This window comes from Flavobacterium sp. GNP008 (assembly GCF_056428965.1).
Genome location: NZ_JBWJVL010000001.1, coordinates 1320799 through 1341596, shown reverse-complemented (window position 1 = coordinate 1341596; position 20798 = coordinate 1320799). Strand labels below are relative to the sequence as shown.

Here is a 20798-nt window from a genome sequence, read left to right as displayed (position 1 = left end):
TCTTAATTAATTGTCTAATTATTATTTACAATCCCTTTAGGTAGGACACGCTTAATTTTGATGTTCTGATACTCCCTTATTTTATGAATCAGATCTAAAAAATAATAGTGCTTTTCAGACCGTTTTCAGTATGATCAATAGTAAACCCATTGGTTTGAAGGTTTGCTTTTAGGTGCGCAACTGTAGCGCCATTTACCCATTTGACATCTATAATATCTTCTTCAGTGTCATTGATTTCTACTTGACCTGAAAATGCTTTCGAAGTATTTCTTAACCGAATTAGGTCTAGCTGTTTACTAACAACTCCTGTTTTCAATCCCTGCTCAATATCCAACATGGTCAATGTGGTGCGATTAATTTCTTTATGTCCGGCACTACCGCCATTATCTGCGGCTTCATAATTATTTTTACCAGCAAAAATATCCAAATACCAAACCTGCGGTATCCCTGGCATAAACATTTGAATGGCTCTTGCAAGAAGTAGCTTTTGTTCGTCTTCCCCTAAAGCACTAAAAAAGGTAGCATTTATTTGATAATAAGAAATTTTATTCCCGGATGGATCGTAAAGATTCTTTACACGACCCCCCCGTTCCATGATTTTATTCATGATACCTTCAATCTCAGTATCTTCTAACAAACCTTTATTATAAACACCATTTACGGCCTTGCCTTTCAAGTCCAAAACAGGTATGCCATCATGGCAACCAAGCATGTTTACAGTTTTATATCCTTTAGTAATAATTTCCTTAGCCCAACTCAATAAGGCTTTATTGGTTTTATTTTCGATGGTATGAATCGTTAAACCCGGTAAGAAAAAGTCATAGATATAATACCCTTCATTAGCTACCTCATCATGTAAATGCAAACCATATTCTGCATGGATCTCAGGCAGTAACATTAAATTATTTTGCGCTGCTATTTTCCTAATACGCTCTAAATAATCCCAAGTCCCTGGTTTATTAAAAAAATTAGATTCCCCTACTTGTTTATGCAAATAGGAAAAAGCGTCTAATCGAAGAATATTACAACCGTAACCGTTTAATTTTTTTAGAGTCTCTTCATAAAAATCCCATACTAAAGGCGAAGCACCATTGACATCCATTTGTCCTAAATAGGAACGCTTTTGTTGTATAATTTGTAAAATTTCTGATTTCCAAGGAGTGCATTCTTTAAAATCAACGGTCTCTAAATCTTGATCATCCTTTATTGCGGCATTAATTAAGGCAACAATAAATAGACTTTGCTCTTCTGTTAGTCCTTGTAAATTTTGCAAATCACCTACAGCAATTGGATTATAGGTTATTTGTTGATAAAAGGTATTCCAATACGGCTGTTCCGTACCATCCGGAAAACGTACTTTCAAGATAGGCAAACCTAACTTTCGCATAAACAATTTATGGAGAAACTCTGGTTTTGGTATTACAATTCCATCTTCATTCAGTACCCCGTTTCCGTCCCAGAATTCGTTCCAATTTATAAAAAAATCTTTAAATTTAGATTCATTACCGTATTGTAACATGTCTTTAAACTGAGGAGAAGCTACAGAAAGATGATTTAATACGATATCAAATTTTAATTTTATATTGAGCTCTTTTAAATCGAGCAAATCTTTTGGGTCTACTAAATCTTTATTTATATCATAATCAATAATAGAAAAACCTCTATCTAAATCACTATTAAAAAAAGTGGGCAAAACATACAACAAAGAAAAAATATCTTTGAATTCAGCCATTTTAAGCATGCTTACAGTATCCGTTAATTTTTCTCCAATACTATCCGGATAAATATTGAGCATAACACCATTACTGATCTTTTTATTATTTTCTTGCATCGTATTTTATAAAAGTTTAGAAAGGATATTGATGTTATCCGGCAGTCGTCCTACATTTTGCAATTTCAAAGCCGCCAATTTTAAAGCGATGTCCAAACATTCATCAATTGATTTTTCTTTAATATAAGCGAATAAAAAACCGGACCAGAAAGCATCCCCTGCTCCAGTGGAGTCCATAACTTTATCAATTTTTATGGCTGGCATTTGTATAATATCTTTTCCTCTTTGAGATAGTTTCACCCCTTTGCTCCCTAATGTTAAGCAAACGGTGTCTACTCCCTGATCGTGAAAAAACTCAAATATCTCTTCATGTGGAAGGGCTTTCTCAAAAAGACGCAACATATCATCCTCGCTAATTTTTATCAATGGATTGAACTTACAATACGCATTGATCACTTTAAAAGCCTTCTTTCTACTTTTCCATAGCTTTCTTGCATAGTTGACATCAATACTTAGCTTACATCCTAAATCGTAAGCTTCTTGTGCTTTCTTTAAGATCGTTTTTTGTGCAGGATTTTTACTTAATGCAAAACAAGTAGTATGAAATATCTTAGTATTGGATAGTATTTCCGTTGAAATTTGTTCCTCATCAATACAGCAATCCGCGGAACGGTACGGAATGAAATCTGGGGTTCCCTGAGACCTTGAAACAAAAATCACACTTGTTGATTTATTATCCAGGACTTTAAGGTGGTTTGTATTCACTCCAACACTCGCTAAACGTTCCGAAATATAGGATCCAAAACCATCGTTCCCAACAGTTGCAACCATTATAGTATTCAATCCTAATCGTGTTGAATTCATAGCAACATTAGTAGGTGAGCCTCCTAAATACCTATGATAATCTCTAGTATCATTAATAAGAACATCTTCTTGATGCCCAATAAAATCTACCAGTACTTCACCAACACAAAGGATATCGATTGTATCGCTATTATTATTTATTGTATTATACACTTTACTTGGTTTTTTTTATTTTTATTAATAATGTGCACATCGCAGCAATAAGTAATAATACACCCGCAAAACTAATCGCTTGACGAGGATCGTTATCTAAAAAATTCTTTAAAACATAACCAAAAGATAGGTTTTGGATAATCATTGGAATAACAATCATCATATTAATAATCCCCATATAAACACCATAACGCTCTTTTGGAATAACTGCAACAACCATTAGATAGGGAATCCCCATCATACTTGCCCAAGCAATACCGTAGCCAATAATCACCGCAAAAAATACATATTGGTTTTGTACCATTGGAAAAAACAATAAAGAAATTGCGCCTAATAAAAGGCAAACAAAATGAATCATTTTTGCACCGTGTTTTTTAGCTAATATCGCTAAATAAAAAGCTATTGAAAACGTAACTATAAATCCAAAAGCGCCAATTAAACCATTCCATTCTACCGCTTTTTCATAGCCAACTGGATTCTTGGGGGTAACATTCCATACTGACAATGCAATACTTTTTGAATTATTTTGCCAATAACACATCATGGCATACCACTGAAACAAATAAACCAAAAATAGCTGCCACATCACCATTGGCATTTCTAAAACTGCTTTATAGATATCGATAAAAGGGGAAAAAAACTTTAATGGTTCTGATTTTAAAATTGCTATTTCTTCTGCTGTTGGTGGGATTTCTTTAGTTTTGTTCATACTCCACCAAATGGACGTTATCGACAGTATTGCTCCGAGAAAAAAAGATGCATAAATCCACGTTGGCAACGCTCCTGTATAACCCACAAAAACAAGTGGAAATAGAAATAGTGAAATATAGGATAGAAACTGTCCGAAACCAGTAAAAAAACTCTGAGCCTGAAAACCTATAGGCTGTTGTTCTTCGTCTAATGTGTCAGCAATAAAAGCGCGATACGGCTCCATGGCAGTATTGTTACCAACATCTAGAATCCACAACAAACCGGCAGCCATCCATAAGGAACTGCTGAAAGGGAACAAAAATAAAGCGATACTACAGACTATGGCGCCAATAAAAAAATACGGTTTCCGTCTTCCCCATCGTGGATGCCAAGTCTTGTCACTCATTGCTCCAATTATGGGTTGTATCAATAAGCCCGTTAACGGACCTGCAAGATTGAGTATCGGAATTTGATCCGGACTGGCGTGCAGAAAATCATATATAGGGTTTACGGCACTTTGTTGCAAACCAAAACTGTATTGTATCCCAAAAAAACCAACATTCATATTGATTATCTGCCAAAAACTCAATTTTACTTTTAAATTCATTCTAGGTAGTTAATTTGTTAATTATTTCTAAAATTAATTTTAATATTGCCAAATGAATACAGAATACAAACAAAAACGTTTTCGGAAGACCCGAAAACGTTTTCGATATATTTAAATTCCCTAAAACAACGCGACGTTATTCCGAAGCAAAAGGAATGATTATCTTGGTTTCCCATTGCAATTCTTCGCCTCCACTAAAAGGATTTGACAAGAAATGTTCCAAAACTTTGTTTTCTAATTTAAGATTGTGCTTTTTTGCATAATCCATCAAGGCAAACCAGCCCCTATCTGAGGTCCTGAAATTCCCGTAATAAGTAGCTTTTAATCCTTTGACTGCTGGTAAGGTTTTGAATTTCACACTATCATCTGTAACAATTTTAGTGTTTTTATCAATTGGGAAGCAATAATTAAAATCGATTGTTTCTTTATCTAGGTTCCAATTTGTAATCTCCAAATATGGTTTGCCTCTTATTACAATTTTGTTATGCAATAAAAAGCCAGTAATGTCCGCATCATTGGCAATCATATTTTGTGCTTTCTCCTGTAGAACACTTTTCAGGCTGACATAAGCAACAAATGTTTCTTCTGAGGAACCTTCTCCATCAATTCTGACTTTAAAATTTTTCAAATGCTCGCTTAACCCTTTCTTAAAATCAGTTATTTTTCTGATTTGTTCTTGTTTAAATTCAGTACTAAAAAAGGGAGCAGTTAGTTTATTAAACCAACTATGATTTGCATCTTTAATGCCAACACTCACTTTTGTCACGGAGTCATTAATAGAAGTTATGTTCCAGGTATATTCCATTTGAACTTTCCCTTTTTTCATTTCTTGCTTGATAAAGTCAAAGTTCCTTTTTTCTATCAGGGTGTAATTTTCTTTTTCTTTCATCAACTGAAGGTTAGACCATTCCTGAACCCCTTGAAAAACAGTTCCGGTAGCTGCTTTTACTTTAAACGTAATACAATAATCTGTCTCTTTTATTAAAAGATACCAAATTAAAAATAATGAGAACAAAACACTTAATGCTATTGTAATTTTTTTCCTAACTCTCATTTCTATTTACTCATCTTTAATTTTCCAACAATAAAATCTCCTATAGTCTTTCCGTGATCAATGCCGTTTACAATTGCTGATTTATAATGAATCCCGCCATAAAGTCGACTCATCGCCGCTTCCTTAGCAGCGGCATCAAAGGATACGAATTTTCTTTTTGGCAATCCAAATTGCAATTCAGTATCATCTGTATATGCAAAATTTTCTCCAAAAACAGATGTCAAAATAGAAGAAGAGCACATTGAAATTACCGAATGTCCGCTTGTGTATTCTGGAAATGGTGGCGTTTGCAGCAAAGGCTTCCAATTCTCATCAATATTTTGATTAATTACTGTTTCGGGACGTACTGCATTACTTTTAAATTTTTCATTCCAACAGCTAATGAATCCGTCAAAAATTCCGATTGAGGTTTTTGTATAAGCAAGAACCGTTTTAGCAAAATCCGCATTCGATTTTTTGCATGAAATTTTCACAATACCCATCCAATGGCCTCCGGGTGTAATCTTCTTTTTAGCGAACATCATGTGACCTTGGCTAACCGAAACATACGGATTACAATCCCAAAATTGAGCAATTTTAATTTCCTCTGAATTGTCTCCTTTTTTGGTCATTTCTTTACTGATGTCATAGACTTCCTGTACTTCCTTAAAAAAAGAGGATTTTTTATCCAATGAAAATGCAAAAGCCGGAATTGGTTTAAATTGAGAGGCTGAATCAAGAACCAGAGTTCTAATTTCGCCCCAATGCGGTTCAACAGCATCCATATAGGCCGGTGGAGTAGGCTGCCATCTCCCGGGCTGATTGGCATAAACAGAAAACTTAGACATAGTTCTGGTTTGTTTGTAATTATCCTTTCCCATCCATACCTTGATACGTTCTGCAACTTTTAGTCCGTAGGCTTTCGAAACTTCGAATTCGTCTTCGTTTTCATCACTCCATTTTTGGTACAAACTATCCCTGAACTTCTCTATAATTTCTTCTGAAAAAACTAATTGTTTACTCAACTCCATGTGCGCAACGAGTGCTGCTACTGGCTGGTTTACGCCACTTTTAGGATCCAGCTTTGGTATAGAATCTAAACCATTCAATTGATTTTGAAGACTGGAATAAGCTTTATTATTTTGAGCCATCACTTCATAAGCCGCAACATTTGGATATACAAAAATCCTACTGGCAACAGGTGGCGAAAAAATATCATGAATCATAATCTGAGTCACGTTATCCATTGCTGCATGATAATCATCTGTACTAACTGCGATAGACTTATTCTTATTACACGAAATAAAAAGAAGGCTAAATACCGCAATACTCATAACTTTGGTTTTCATTTTATTTAAATTTTGTAAGTTGTTTATACTCTCTTATTCCTTTACTGAAGGCATTTCATACAATTCCGCTTTGTTATTATTTATAGTAACTAATAAATATTTTTTGCCTTTGAAATTAATAATATTCAAATGTTTAACTGCCTTTTGGGCTAAATTGATCCCAATTTGATTTCCTAAAAATATTGTTTTTTCACTTTTAATTAAAGCACCAGAAAACCCGTCAAATCTACTGTGATAAGGAGAAACACCAAAATAATTTCCTGCTGCAAAAACTTCTTCTTTTGAGTCTGAATCAAAATTAGCCTTTACAAAACTCATAATTGGCGCCACTTGCATTTTATTGGCAAAAGCCACAAAAGTAAATTTTCCGTTGTCATTTCTCATATACCCGGATTTCAAATTATGCACTTCAAACAATTGCCCTTTTTCAAGCATTTTTGGATCAAATACTTCTTCCAGTGTTTTTCCGGCAAATGATTTGTAACTATTGAATTTCTTTTTTAACATGCCGCTAAATTGCTCTGCCAATTCGTCTAGGCCTAATGTAGTGTAATATTTGCCGTTTTTTTCTATTGCGACAATCGTTTCAAAGGTTTCATTTTTGTCAAAATCATCATAATACATTTTCATAGGAAACTCTTGTGATGCTTTAAATTTAGAATTCTTACCCCAGTTCCCTATTAAATAATCCATATCGCCATCATGATCGATATCAAAAGCAATTATTGATTGCCACAATCCATTATTTTTTTCTGGAAAAACGGTTTCCGTTACACCAGTGAATTTTCCGTTTTTATTAGCAAAAAAAGTAGGCTTCATCCATTCTCCTATCACAATTAAATCTGTTTTTCCGTCGTTGTTAAAATCCGTAAAAACGGCATCTGTAACCATTCCTATTTTTGAAAAAACGTTACTATCCACTATTGTGAACACCCCTTTGTTATTGTTTAACATATAACAATCCGGCATGCTCCCAAATCTATTGTTTATTGAATTATTCCCTACAAAAATATCGAGATCCCCATCTTTATCATAATCAAATGCTTTCACCACTGATGCATTTTGGGCCAGCTTAGTTAAAGTGGTTTTTATAAGTTGATTGCCTTTAGTTACATACAATCGGCTTTGTAAATTAGACGCATTTTCACCACCACCCGAGGCAACATACAAATCATTTACTTTGTCATTATTAAAATCCCCTATTACAGCGGAAGCATCTTCAAAAACCGAATCCTGTTCGATTTCAGCAACTCTTTTTTTAGCAAAACCATTTGAATTTTGAATATAAATTGCTGCTTTTTTATCCTTAGAACCACCAAAAAAAATATCGTCTTTTCCATCTCCATTTAAATCCCCTACTGCAGTAGCCGGGCCGCGATCAGAACGTTGATACGGAATTAATTTTTGAGCTAAGAAATCAATATAATCATTTTCCTGATGTGTGAAATCAATGCCCAATCCCGTTTCTAGCTTTTTAAAAATGGGCAATACCGCTGGATGTAATTTTCTATAATCAAAAACCTTTCTGTCCTGATTTGGCTTTATGGTAAGGGTTTGGTTTACCTTAACATTTTTTAAAGTCTGAAATGTTTTATCCGGCCATATCACTACGAGAGAATCTATCTTGCTTGTTCTACCGTATCCAAAATGAAGTATTGGCTCTGATGAGGATTGAAATCCTCGGGTAGTTTGCAATTCCTTAAATTGTTTTTTTCCTTTAGAATAAGAAATCACTTTTGCTCCAATTCCGAATGTGTTTTTACCTGTAAAAAGCAATTTTAATTTTAAGTAGTTTGCCTTTTTATTAGTGGTATTTATATAAATAGAAGCAATCGCATTTGTATTATTGGTAATTACATCCAGATCGCCATCATTATCAATATCCGCATATCCGCTTCCGTTAGATATTATTGAATCATTTTCTATCCAATCTTTTGATCGGTTTTTAAATTGCAATTCGGCCGCCCCCTGAAAAACATAATTGGTTACATTTCCCTTTGGCATTCTCTTTAAAGCTTCTTTATCTAATAATTTTGTAGTATTAATTTTACTTTTAATTTGGTCATTTGAATAGTATTTTACGTAATCCAAATCGTTAGGCCGTTTTGGAATTCCGTTTGATACGAATATATCCTGTTCGCCATCTTGATCATAATCGCTAAATAAAACACTCCAGCTCCAATCCGTAGCTGCTACCCCACTTAATAAAGCAGTGTCTGTAAAATGATTACCTCCTTGATTCAACTGCAGCATATTCCTGCTGTATTGGTAATGATAACCTAGTTTTTCGGTTCTCATTTTTAACATTTGAGAATTATCATCCCCTAACGAAGATTTTAACACTTTTTCATCTTCCGGAAGCATGTCTAAAGTAAGGATATCTGGAAAACCATCATGATTAACATCTGCCACATCCACACCCATCGAGAACCTGCTAGTATGCCCAAAATAGTGTTTCAAGCTTTCAGTAAAAGTTCCATCTCCATTATTCAAATAATAATAATCATCTTCATGAAAATCATTCCCTACGTAAATATCCGGATACCCATCCAAATTAAAATCGGAAACTGCCAATCCTAAACCGTACCCATTGGCACCTCCAAAAATTCCTGCCTGTTCACTTACATCTACAAATTTTCCATTATCGTTCCGAAATAATTTATCGCCGCACTCGTAACTTCTTTTATTTCTGGTATCAGCGTTGCCAAAAGACAATTCAGAGTGAACGGCATGATTCAATAAATACATGTCTAAATCCCCATCTAAATCATAATCAAAGAAAGCGGCTGAAGAACTGTAGTTGTCCAAATCTAATCCATATTCAGCAGCACTTTCGGTAAATGTATTGTCCTTATTATTTATAAACAATTCATTTTGACCTTCAAAACCATTGATCCCTACAACAGCACAAACATAAATATCCAAATACCCATCTCCATTCACATCGGCCATTACGGTTCCCGTATTCCAATCGCTCTGGCTTTCCACCCCTGCTTTTACAGAAATATCTTCAAATTTATTGTTCCCTTTGTTTAAGTATAATTTATTTTTTCCTTGATTTGACGTAAAATAAATATCTACTAAGCCATCATTGTTAATGTCTCCCAGCGATACGCCTCCTCCATTGTAATAATAGAGATAATCTAAAATAGAGATATTCTTGGACTCTAATAATTGGTTGTTGAAGGTAATATTACTTTTCTCAGAAGACAATTTTTCAAATAATTGCACTTCTTTTTTGGAGCAACTAATAAATAGTAATGATACCAGTCCTATTCTAAAAAAATTATTCATTGTGTCTAAATATTTTGGGAACATTATCATTTACAACTGCTATAATTGAAACCTTTTTATTTTTATCTTTTATCATTTTGAGTTGCTTAACCTCCCCTTTAATAAAGAAACCAGATTGGTTATACGGTACCCAAGAAAAACTACCTTTTTTATTGCCTAGCAATACACTACCATAATTAGCGTCTAATCTGGAAAACTGGGGTTTAAACTCATATTGATTTCCTGCTAAAATCAAATCCATTATTCCATCGTTATTTACATCCATGGTACAAATTGTATTAACAGAGGATAGTTGAACTTCTTTTGGAAGTATTTTTATTTCGAACTTACCGTTGCCTTTATTTATTGCAATGATACTTTCTTGAAGAGTAACCGTTTTTTGTATTGAATTGCCAACTATTTCTTTAGAAAATAATTCCTGAAATGTCTTCTTCGAATAATCCGCATAGCTCAAATTTTTCTTTTTAATAGATGGAATTTGCCGGGCTACTTCTTGTTTTAAATTGATCGGTAGATCCTTACCGTTTATTGATCGCGTGGCAATCTGCTCGATGGTTCCATTATTATCAAAATCATTAGTGAATAATTTTAATGGATTTCCATTGGTTGGTTTATAAGGCGTATTTGTTCCTCTGTTTCCAAGAATCAAATCTTTTTTTCCGTCATTATTTAAGTCTACACAACTTACCGTATTCCAAAAACCTTTATATCCGGTAAGATTTGACTTGTATTCTGCCAATCGACGCCCTGTATTTTTAAAAATTATTGGTGCTGTCCAATCGCCCACTAAAATCAACTCTTTTTTAGAATCGTTATCAATATCTTCCCAGATTGCATCGGTAATCATTCCAAACGAGTTAATCTTGAACCCTTTTTTATCAATAACATTCGAAAAATTCCCTTTTCCGTCATTTTCTAACAATAAATGCTTCGGATCAATTCCATAAACACCTGGAACGCTTCGGCTTCCGATGAACACATCTATATCACCATCATTATCAAAGTCATGTGGGGCAATTACAGAAACGTTGTTGTTTGTAGTTGGAATATTGGTTTTGCTTTTAATAAAAACACCTTTCCCATTATTCAAATACAATCTGTTTTTATAATTGGCCTGATCAGCTTTCTCGTTGCCACCGGATCCAACTAACAGATCCATATCACCATCATTATCCGCATCAAAAAAACTAGCTGCAGTATCTTCGAAAGTAGCATCCGCCTCTAAATCTTTTTGAATAGTAACAGCATACTTTCCATTACCATTATTCAAATATATCGTACCCGCTTGTCCTTTAGCACCTCCTACAAAAACATCTTCATTACCATCACCATTCAAATCGCCCACAGCCAGTGCCGGTCCTTCTTGCGAAAGCATTTTTGAGATCAAACCTTCGTGATCAAAATCAACAAAATCATTTTCTTTATGGGTTGTAAATTGACTTTTACTTTCCGTAAAAAAGGGTTTAAATTTAACAACATTAGGAGTATAGTTTAATTTAGCATTGGCAATATCTAAATGTATTGTTGAATTATTGGTAATTTTTTTAACCGATTCGAATTTATCATTCGGCCAAATTACGTGTAGTGAATCTATTTTTTTGGTCCCAATTCCAAAAGTCATTACATAATCAACCGAAGACTGAAAACCTCTAGAAGGAATCAACTCTTGTCTGAGAATTTCGGTGCCGGAATAGAGCTGTACAACACTTCCTACTGCAAATTTATTTTGTTTTTCTCCTTTTAGTTTGACCTTTACATAATGATTATTCTTATTTTTCTCCGAATTATTTCGATAAACAAATGCTTCCATGTTAACATTGTTGACAACTAGATCTAAATCTCCATCATTATCTAAATCTGCATACGCTGCTCCATTAGAAAAACTAGGAGTATCCAGTCCCCACTTTTTAGCTTCATTAGTAAACGTTATATTTTTATTGTTGTGAAAAGCATAATTAGGTATTGGCGTACTTGGCATTTTGCTAATAATGGTTTCAATTTCGTCTTTCTTGCCGGTAACCACCATTTTTTGCATAAATTCATTGGCAAAGAAATCTACAAAATCCTGATTGGTTAAATCATTATAGATTCCGTTGCATACATAAATATCTTTATACCCGTCATTATCCATGTCAAATAAAAGAGCACCCCAACTCCAATCTGTTTTTGCAACGCCAGCATAATTTGCTACTTCAAGAAACTGATTATTTCCATTATTGATTTGCAATGTGTTTTGCATATATTGATAATAGAAATCCAAATTTACTTTTCGAGTAAATAAATCATAATTTTCAAAATTAGTGGTTGTTTTGAGACGTTCGTCAGACTCAGGTAACATGTCCGTAACAAAAATATCTGCTTTCCCATCGTTGTTCACATCGGCCATATCAGCCCCCATGGAAGATTGACTAATGTGCGATGTCCATCCCTTAATTTGTTCCGTAAAAGTGCCGTTTTTATTATTTAAATATAAATAATCTCTTTCATAAAAATCATTGGAAATGTAAATATCAGGATATAAATCTCCGTTTACATCTCCTACTGTAACCCCTAGTCCAAAACCGATTAAACTTCCATAAATACCGGATTCTTCACTTACATCTACAAATTTCCCGTTATCGTTGCGCATTAATTTGTCACCTCCACCTTTTAATATTTCGGATACATCCCAATCTTTATCCCTTAAATCCCTTTTATTGGAGTAATTAAGGCTGCTTACAGGAATAAAACTGTTGTTTAAAATATAAACGTCTAAATCGCCATCTTTATCATAATCGAAAAATGCAGCATGTGTTGTAATTCCAGTATCTGCAAGATTGTATTGTTCGGCTTTATCTGTAAATGTCAAGTTGCCGTTATTAATAAAAAGTTGGCTTTTTCGTATCGAGTTAATATTATTACCAGCGTTACAAACATATATATCCAGTAATCCATCTCCATTAAGATCAACCATAACCACGCCTGTCGACCATGATTTATTTCCTTCGACACCTGCTTTTTTAGAAATATCTTCGAATTTGAAATTTCCTTTGTTTAAATAAAGTTTGTTAGCTCCTAGATTTGAAGTAAAATATACATCCGGAAGACCGTCATTATTAATATCCCCAATAGCGACACCGCCGCCATTATAAAAGTTCCTGTACTTGAATATATTCATATCCGCGCCATTCTTAACTTCATTAATGAAATTAATTCCGGTTTGGGAAGCTTCTAGTTTAGAGAATAAGGCATTTTTATTTTCTAAATTTTCTTTGGAACAATTGGAAAAAAAGAGAATAATAAAGGGTAATAATACAAAACGATTGGACATATTATATTGCAGCATTTTAGTTAGGTAATTGCGTTGGTAAGAATTGCCTAATTTATATAATATTGATAGAAAAAAGAAAAAAAATAGGTATAAAATAAAGAGGGTAATAAATACCCTCTTTATGACTAACTCAAAAATAATTAATAGTAAACAATTTTTAGTACCCTGGGTTTTGCTTCAAGTTAGCATTAAACAAAGCATCCGCTGGGATTGGGAATAAAACATATCTTGAATCTGACACGTAAGGTTTCAATTCTCTTGCCGCCAAGAATTTACCGAAACGAATCATATCATTTCTTCTCCATCCTTCATACCATAATTCTTTACCTCTTTCTACGTAGATAGCATCTAAAGTTGTTGGAATTGTTCCTGCAACATTAGTTCTAGAAATCAATAAGGCAAATTTAGTTAAATCATTAGTTCCAGTACCTCCTCTTAGAATTGCTTCAGCTTTCATTAACAAAGCATCAGAATAACGCATGAATTCATAATCGTTTTCTGGAGTACCTAAGTTAGCAGCATCCGGAACGTATTTTTGACTTCTAATACCTGCAGTTTCTAAAGTAGCGCCGCTTGTAATTAAAGTTAAAGCTGGAGTAAAAAATAAAGGATTTCCATTTCTATCTTTCAATGCGGTAGTCCCACCTGGTTTATACATTTGACCAACTTGAAATCCAACATTGTTACCAAAAGATGCAATAATCGCTGGATCTGCATTTTTTATACGTCTGTCATTCGGATTAAATTTATTATAATATTCCGCCACAGTAGCAAAACCATTCCATCCATCAGGAGTTTGATTGTAATGCATACTCATCCTCCATCTTGACTGAATACCTCCACCCTGTCCACCTCTTAAATTCTTAGAGGAAAACAATATTTCAGGAGAGGTATTGTTATCCGGTTTAAAATTATCCCAATAATCTGTTGCCAAAGAACTATTTATTGCATTAACATAAGTTACTACTTTAGTCATATCAGCAGCATCAAAAACATAAGGACCTGCTGGACTAGCCGCATTAAATACTCCTTTGTTCAAATACATTTTTGCCAATAAGAAATTAGCGGCATCTTTATTTGCGATACTTGCATCACCAGCTACACGCACTGGTAAAGCACCAACAATAGCCTCTAACTCGGTTATAATAAAAGTAGTTGCTTCTTGTCTAGTCCATACTTTTGGATCAGCTTCTAATGAAGAACCCGCTTCACGATATGGCGCCTGACCAAACAAATCAACCACATTATAATAGTAAAATGCTCTTAAAAAACGCGCTTGGACAACCTGTGACGCCGTACCGTTTTCTACAACTAAATTACAGTTATAAACATTTGATAATAAAGAGTTCCACGCACCTCTAACTTCATTGTGATCTGGTGCCCATGTATGCGTATGGATTTGTCTCCATGTCGCATTATCATCCCAGTCACCTCCACGCGTAGGACCTACTAATGCATCTGTAGACATTTCGTCTAAAGCGAACATTTGTCCTTGCCCTTGAAATTCTCTTAAACCTTCATAAGCTTTAGTTAACAGAGATGCACTGTTTACTGTTCCCCCTGCTGAATTACCAATAACCACACCATCTAATACTTCCTCATCTAGATTGGTACAACTTACTCCTAGCACGATTGTACTGGCGAATAAGATGCTTTTTATAATATTATTTCTTTTCATTGTTTTTTAATTAAAATGTTACGTTAAGTCCAACAGCTACACTTTTCTCTCTAGGATAAGATAAATATTCCATACCCGCAGATGGCACACCATTTAATGATTTATCAGTATCAACCTCAGGATCTGACCCTGTATAATTTGTAATTACAAATAAATTAGAACCATTTACATAAAAACGAGCTGATTTAATTTTAAATCTCTCTAAAATAGCTCCTTTTACTGTATAACCAAAAGTTAGATTCCCCATTCTTAAAAAATCACCTTTTTCAAGGTATTTAGTAGATGGTGAATTTGGATCACCTTGCGCTTGAGCAGAAGTTGCAGCTTCTTTAGTTACGTTTCTACCTCCAAGGAAAGCACCTTTAAAGAAATATGCGTTTGTTGTATTGTTGTAAATATAATGACCGAAAGCACCATAGAAAGAAGCACTAGCATCAAAACCTTTAAAAGTAAGATTAGTTGAGAAACCAACATTAATCTTTGGTAATGGTTGTTTGTCTAATATTGACTTAGCTGCAGTACCTAAACCAGTATCATTCCCTGATGCATCTGCATAGATAGAATTTCCAGTAGAGTCATACCCTCTCCACTCATACATATAGTAAGAGTAAATTGGCTTATCATTGGTAATTACCTGTGCATAAGCACCAGACAATCCTTGACCATTCAAACCTCCAGTAGATATAAACCCTGCAAAATTTGTCATTTTATTTTCCAAGAAAGAGGCATTCCCTGAGACATCCCAAGTTAAATCTTCGGTATCAATCACTTTATAGTTTAAAGAAACCTCAACACCTTTATTAATCAAGTTACCAGGTAAGTTTTTGAAACGTGGAGAAGGTGGACCAGGTTGCGTAGCAGCTGCAGGTACCGGGAAAATTAAATCTTTTGTATCTCTTTGAAAATAGTCCAAAGATCCAGTCAATTTATTATTCAACAGCTCAAAATCTGTTCCAACACCATATGACTTAGTAGTTTCCCATTTTAAATCAGCATTAGCATTACTATCAACTCCTAAAGTTCCATTATTACCATAAGATGCTCTAGCAATCGCAGAGTTTGGCGAAAATTCTTGATTTCCAGTAATACCGTAATTTCCTCTAATTTTGAAACTATTCACTAAACCTTCTCTTTCATCAACTACTTTGTAAGCGACACCTACAGAAGGAAAATAATCGTACTTGTTGTTTACTCCTAATTTAGTAGATCCATCAGAACGTAACGTTCCTGTAAGAATTAATCTTTTGTACAAAGTAGCATTTACTCTTCCAAAATAAGATTGTAATTCTACTCTGTTTCTATAAGAAGAAACTCTAAACTCATTTTGAAGACCACCTTCGATATTGTCAATTAGATTAGTTTGAGCATTATCATATCCCTTTCCTCTCGCACCACTTCCATCAGCAGTGTAATCATAATAAGAGTATCCAACTAACGCATCTAAGTTAAAATTATCACTAAAATCATTATTATAATTCAAAGTATGCTCGAAAGTTTTGTTAAACTTATTTTGGCTAGCGATGTTAGCTTGACCATATTTTACATCTGTAGACCCTGGAACAGCAGCAGTTGCTACGTCCAAAATACGCATTGTTGGTAATAACTGACTTTTTCTAGTCGAAGTAGAACTTTCTATACCAAATAAGAATTGGTATTTCAATTTACTATTGATTTTCCAAGTCGTATTAATACTCCCTAGCAATTTATTAGTGTTTGTATAATCTTTATACGAATTTAATAATTCTACCGGATTTAAATAAGTATTACTTATTGTATTATAAGAACCATTAGCTTTATAAATAGGCAATGTAGGGTTCCAATATAGAGCAGTCCCAATTATATTTCCAATAAAACCTGCGTCATTAGATAAAATAGTGGTTTCATCTTTTAATGAAGCATAAATAACTCTTGACTCCACTTTTAAAGCGCCACCAAAGAAATCGTTAGAATTGTAAAAAGAGGCCGAATATTTATCTAACCCTGTATTTTTTACAATACCATCAGTATTAGAAGCTCCAAAAGAGACTCTTGTATTTGAATTTTCAGTTGTTTTACTAAAAGACAAATCATGGTTCATTGAAAATCCATTACGCAAAACTGCATCTTTCCAATTGTAAGATCTTGAACCCTTATCATCTCCACCCGCTGCTACAAATTCATCCGCGCTCATTACGCCAAATTTACCTGACATTTTACTGAATTGAACTGATGAACTGTATGATAATTGAGGTTCTTTGGATTTTCCTTTTTTGGTTGTGATTACAATAACTCCATTTGCACCACGAGAACCATAGATAGCTGTAGAAGATGCATCTTTCAATACACTAATACTTTCAATATCATTTTGGTTTACAAAGTTTAATGGATTCTTTGCAGAAGAAGCACCTAGCAAGTTATCCCCACCAGCAGAAACATTTCCTCCATCTAAAGGAACACCATCAATTACAATTAAAGGGCCGTTCCCAGAACGAATAGAAGAATTTCCACGAACTCTAATAGCAACACCAGCTCCTGGCTCACCACTGGATTGTGTAACCTGAACACCAGCAACCTTTCCTCTTAATAATTGAGCAGGTGATGGTGAAGCCACATTATCAAAATCTTTTGCGCCAATTTGATCAACTGCCCCAGTTGCGTCTTTCTTTCTTACAGAACCGTAACCAATAACAACTACTTCTTTCAATTCAGCCGAATCTTCTTTTAATTCTACATTAATTGTACTTTTTCCAGCCACATTTATCTCTTGAGATTTAAGACCAATGTAACTAAAAACTAAAACTGCGTTTGAGCCAACATTCTTGATAGTAAATTTTCCATCGAAATCAGTTTGCGCTCCATTTGTTGTTCCTTTTACTATGATAGAAGCCCCTGGAAGCGGACCACTAGCATCAGATACTGTACCGGACACATCTTGCGAATATGTCAAACTTGTACAAAGCATCGTTAGAAACACCATTAAGCCTTTAATTAGACTATTTTTCATACGTAATAAATAAGTTGGTTAATAATTTGTTTAAATGGTTTGTTTAAATATTAACATCAAACATAATTATAATTTTATGATAATATTAAGATATTAACAAACTATAACGTTTTCGTTGCGTCGAAAACGTTTTCGATTTTAAAATTAATACTTTAAAAAATTAATAGTAAAATTATATTAAACACAAAAAAAATGGAATAAATATCACATTCTTATGGTTTCACAGCTTTTAAACCACAAAATCAATTGCATATTAATCAATAAAAAAGCTTATTGTAATATAAGATTGCGAATTATTCATTGTAATAAAGCTTTTTACTAAAAATCAACAATCCAGACTTCACCCATTGAAATAGTAATCAATACATTTCAAGTTATTTTTTATCAATCTTTTAAACGTAATACTATTGCGCTAACATAACGTGCAATTAAGAAAATTTAACGCTTCTTAAAATAAAAATTTGGAAGAAATAATTTACAATTTATAAAATGATTTAATACAATTATTTTTTACTACTACTAATAGTATTTAATTTGTCTTTTGGGGAAAGAATAAATAATATAATGTTTGAAAGTCATCCCAATATTGTAGTCGAAATGACAAAACACTTAAATTACATTTTAAAAAAGCTTGACGCAAGTAGTGGAAAGAGTTCTTGTTTTTATTATATTAAAAAAACATAAAATATAAAAATGGAGTTAGAAGATTCCTAACTAATGTTTACAACTGTTTTTGGGCAAAAAATTCCAGATAAAGTAATCAAGATGATTATTAAAGAAGCATAGGAACCTGAATCAGGCTAAAAGTGAAATAAAAAGCCCCGAATACAAATGAAAATCTTTAGAAATAAATTGTCATTTGTATTCGGGGCAAAAAAATTAAGCTATTACTTTATTAGTATCGTTTTATTATCCGTTCCAAGTCCAATAATTTTCAGCGACTTCCATTGTTTTGGCAATAGTCCTTTGTTATATTTTAACCCCAAATCGGTTTGTTCCACACCGCCAAAACCATAAATTACAGCTTGAAGCATTGCACCAGCACCTGTAGCAAAATAGGGATTATTACTATTCGACGATTCTGAAAATACGCCAAAAGGAGGACGACTGTTTGGTAAGTAGGATTTAACAAAATAACTATAGGCTTTATCGCTATCACCCAATCTAGCATACAGTACTGACAAAACTCCCGAAGCCATGGCTGGACCATCTTTTTTATCAATTTTTTCGGCATAGTATTCTAAATCTCTTTTAATTTGCTCCTTTTCGGTGATCACATGTAAAGGATACGCTAATAAGTTAACATCCGCTTGTTTAATAATTTGCCCTTGATACCCTTTATAATTTTGAGTTATACCGTTCAGGGTATGAATTACTAATTTTTCTGAAACCTCTTTCCAGTTTGGATTGATTGGTTCGTTCAAGATTGTTGCTGCTTTAATTGTGTTTTTCAAGGATTCAATTGCTGAAGCATTAGTAAAAGCATTGTCATCTATATGTTGTGCATACTCATCGGCTCCAACTACATTTAAAATTGAATAACTCCCATCTTGATTTTTCACTACGCGACTTATCCAGAAATCAGCCGTTTCTTTCAACACAGCCCATTCTTTTCTTAACCAAGATTTATCCTGCGTATACGCGTAATAATTCCAAAAAGCTATCGAAACATCAGCCGTTATGTGTTGTTCAAAAATACCTGTTAATGCCCAGGTAGGCGTGGCTTCTTCGCCTGTATCATCTGATTCCCAAGGATACATTGCTCCTTTGTAGCCATAAATAAATGCTTTTTGTTTTGCTTTTTGCAAGCGGTCAGAACGGTAATCCAAACACGACTTTGCCATATCGGGTTGCAACGCTAAAAGTGTCGGATACATCCAAAGTTCCGTATCCCAAAAAATATGTCCGTTATATCCTTGCGAAGACAAGCCCATTGGTGCAATACTCTGTCTGGTATCAGGACGGATGTACGAGTATAAATTATACAAAGCAAAACGCACGCGCTGTTGCGCATCGAGGTCGCCCTCTATTTGAATGTCCCCCGTTTTCCATAATTCAGCCCAAGCTTGTTTATGTCGGCTCAATAATTTATCGATTCCTTCCTGTAATGCGTAAATGGGTTGTCGTTCGGATTCATTTAAAGGATCCGTAACATCTTTTGAAGTACAAATTCCTCCTGCTACAGCAAATCGATATTTTTTACCTTTTAGCAACTTTTTAGTAAAACCAACTTCTTGACCACTTTGTTTTAAAGTTTCACTTTCCCCATCAAAAAGAAAAGTTGTTGAAGCAGCTACTGTATATTTTCCAGTCAATGTTTTAGCCGTTGTTCCAAAGACGGGCATTAAATACTGATTGTCTTTTAAAACACGATACTGACTTTTAGCCTCTTTCAATTCATCCGGAACCGACATGTAATTATTAGCTATAATTTCTATGTCTTTAGTAGGAGTAATTTCTACAATTGCCATTGCTGAAAAAGGCACAGCTCTATTCGCCAAAATCGTGTAATTGATCGTAGCTAAATCCTTAAATGAAAATGAGGTCGTGCTTGTCCCCTCTTTCATCGAGACTACTTGGCTCCAATTATCAATATTATCGGATTTGATTTCCTGATTGTTAATATTTAAATGCAGGTTTAAAAATTCTATACCCCGGACAATTCTACTGATTCCATTTTCAGGACTTCCGTCATAAACTCCATTCAAAATAATTTCTTTAGTCTTAAGAGGGGTATCATCCGTAACAATCCCTATTTGACCATTTGCCATAGCTACACCAAAATAATTTTCTCTAGAATTTGCGAATAAATGCCATTCATCTGATTTGGCTTGACCCATAACAATTGGACCTGCCAAAAGCATGAAAAACAAACTTTTAAATGTTGAAATCATAATTGTATTTTTTTAAAATATTTTCAAACATATATAATTTATTTGTTAAAATATTAAATAGTTCCATATTGTAGCCCGAATAGAAATCGAAAACGTTTTCGGCTTATCGAAAACGTTTTTGATACTTGGAAGTGTGAAAATTACAAAATAGTATTCTATTTTTATGAAGATA

Annotated in this window: 10 protein-coding genes; all 10 read right to left on the bottom strand. The window is 33.9% G+C overall.

The genetic code is table 11. The annotated features are described in order from the left end of the window. Positions 1-94: 94 nt before the first annotated feature. A complete protein-coding gene (locus AC0608_RS05950; RefSeq protein WP_478288433.1) occupies positions 95-1831 on the bottom strand; it encodes an alpha-amylase family protein in 1737 nt (578 codons plus the stop codon). 6 nt (positions 1832-1837) lie between these two features. Then, the gene (locus tag AC0608_RS05945) at positions 1838-2788 is read right to left on the bottom strand and encodes a carbohydrate kinase family protein (RefSeq protein WP_478288432.1); all 951 of its coding nucleotides are present in this window, start codon (positions 2786-2788) and stop codon (positions 1838-1840) included. A gap of 1 nt (position 2789) precedes the next feature. Further along, the gene (locus AC0608_RS05940) at positions 2790-4085 is read right to left on the bottom strand and encodes an MFS transporter (protein WP_478288431.1); all 1296 of its coding nucleotides are present in this window, start codon (positions 4083-4085) and stop codon (positions 2790-2792) included. A 136-nt stretch (positions 4086-4221) separates the two neighbouring features. Further along, positions 4222-5139, bottom strand: coding sequence for a GyrI-like domain-containing protein (locus AC0608_RS05935; protein ID WP_478288430.1), 918 nt, complete (start codon positions 5137-5139; stop codon positions 4222-4224). Between the two features lie 2 nt (positions 5140-5141). Further along, entirely contained in the window at positions 5142-6467 is a 1326-nt protein-coding gene (locus AC0608_RS05930) for a vanadium-dependent haloperoxidase (RefSeq protein WP_478288429.1), read from the bottom strand. 33 nt (positions 6468-6500) lie between these two features. Next, entirely contained in the window at positions 6501-9761 is a 3261-nt protein-coding gene (locus tag AC0608_RS05925; RefSeq protein ID WP_478288428.1) for a VCBS repeat-containing protein, read from the bottom strand. After that, complete coding sequence (locus AC0608_RS05920) at positions 9754-13086, bottom strand: VCBS repeat-containing protein (RefSeq protein WP_478288427.1); 3333 nt, start codon at positions 13084-13086, stop codon at positions 9754-9756. Before AC0608_RS05920 ends, AC0608_RS05925 begins: the two co-directional genes overlap by 8 nt. Positions 13087-13228: 142 nt before the next feature. Next, positions 13229-14749, bottom strand: coding sequence for a RagB/SusD family nutrient uptake outer membrane protein (locus AC0608_RS05915; protein ID WP_478288426.1), 1521 nt, complete (start codon positions 14747-14749; stop codon positions 13229-13231). 10 nt (positions 14750-14759) lie between these two features. Further along, positions 14760-17732 (bottom strand): SusC/RagA family TonB-linked outer membrane protein, encoded by a 2973-nt coding sequence (locus AC0608_RS05910; RefSeq protein WP_478288425.1) that lies wholly within the window; start codon positions 17730-17732, stop codon positions 14760-14762. Positions 17733-18619: 887 nt separating this feature from the next. Beyond that, the gene (locus AC0608_RS05905; protein WP_478288424.1) at positions 18620-20626 is read right to left on the bottom strand and encodes a kojibiose hydrolase; all 2007 of its coding nucleotides are present in this window, start codon (positions 20624-20626) and stop codon (positions 18620-18622) included. Positions 20627-20798 lie beyond the last annotated feature (172 nt).

What these genes read in the sequence shown, in the direction of transcription:
- AC0608_RS05935 (WP_478288430.1), bottom strand. Translation starts at nt 5,139, where the DNA reads ATGAGAGTTAGGAAAAAAATTACAATAGCATTAAGTGTTTTGTTCTCA.
- AC0608_RS05940 (WP_478288431.1), bottom strand. Translation starts at nt 4,085, where the DNA reads ATGAATTTAAAAGTAAAATTGAGTTTTTGGCAGATAATCAATATGAAT.
- AC0608_RS05920 (WP_478288427.1), bottom strand. Translation starts at nt 13,086, where the DNA reads ATGCTGCAATATAATATGTCCAATCGTTTTGTATTATTACCCTTTATT.
- AC0608_RS05950 (WP_478288433.1), bottom strand. Translation starts at nt 1,831, where the DNA reads ATGCAAGAAAATAATAAAAAGATCAGTAATGGTGTTATGCTCAATATT.
- AC0608_RS05915 (WP_478288426.1), bottom strand. Translation starts at nt 14,749, where the DNA reads ATGAAAAGAAATAATATTATAAAAAGCATCTTATTCGCCAGTACAATC.
- AC0608_RS05925 (WP_478288428.1), bottom strand. Translation starts at nt 9,761, where the DNA reads ATGAATAATTTTTTTAGAATAGGACTGGTATCATTACTATTTATTAGT.
- AC0608_RS05910 (WP_478288425.1), bottom strand. Translation starts at nt 17,732, where the DNA reads ATGAAAAATAGTCTAATTAAAGGCTTAATGGTGTTTCTAACGATGCTT.
- AC0608_RS05905 (WP_478288424.1), bottom strand. Translation starts at nt 20,626, where the DNA reads ATGATTTCAACATTTAAAAGTTTGTTTTTCATGCTTTTGGCAGGTCCA.
- AC0608_RS05930 (WP_478288429.1), bottom strand. Translation starts at nt 6,467, where the DNA reads ATGAAAACCAAAGTTATGAGTATTGCGGTATTTAGCCTTCTTTTTATT.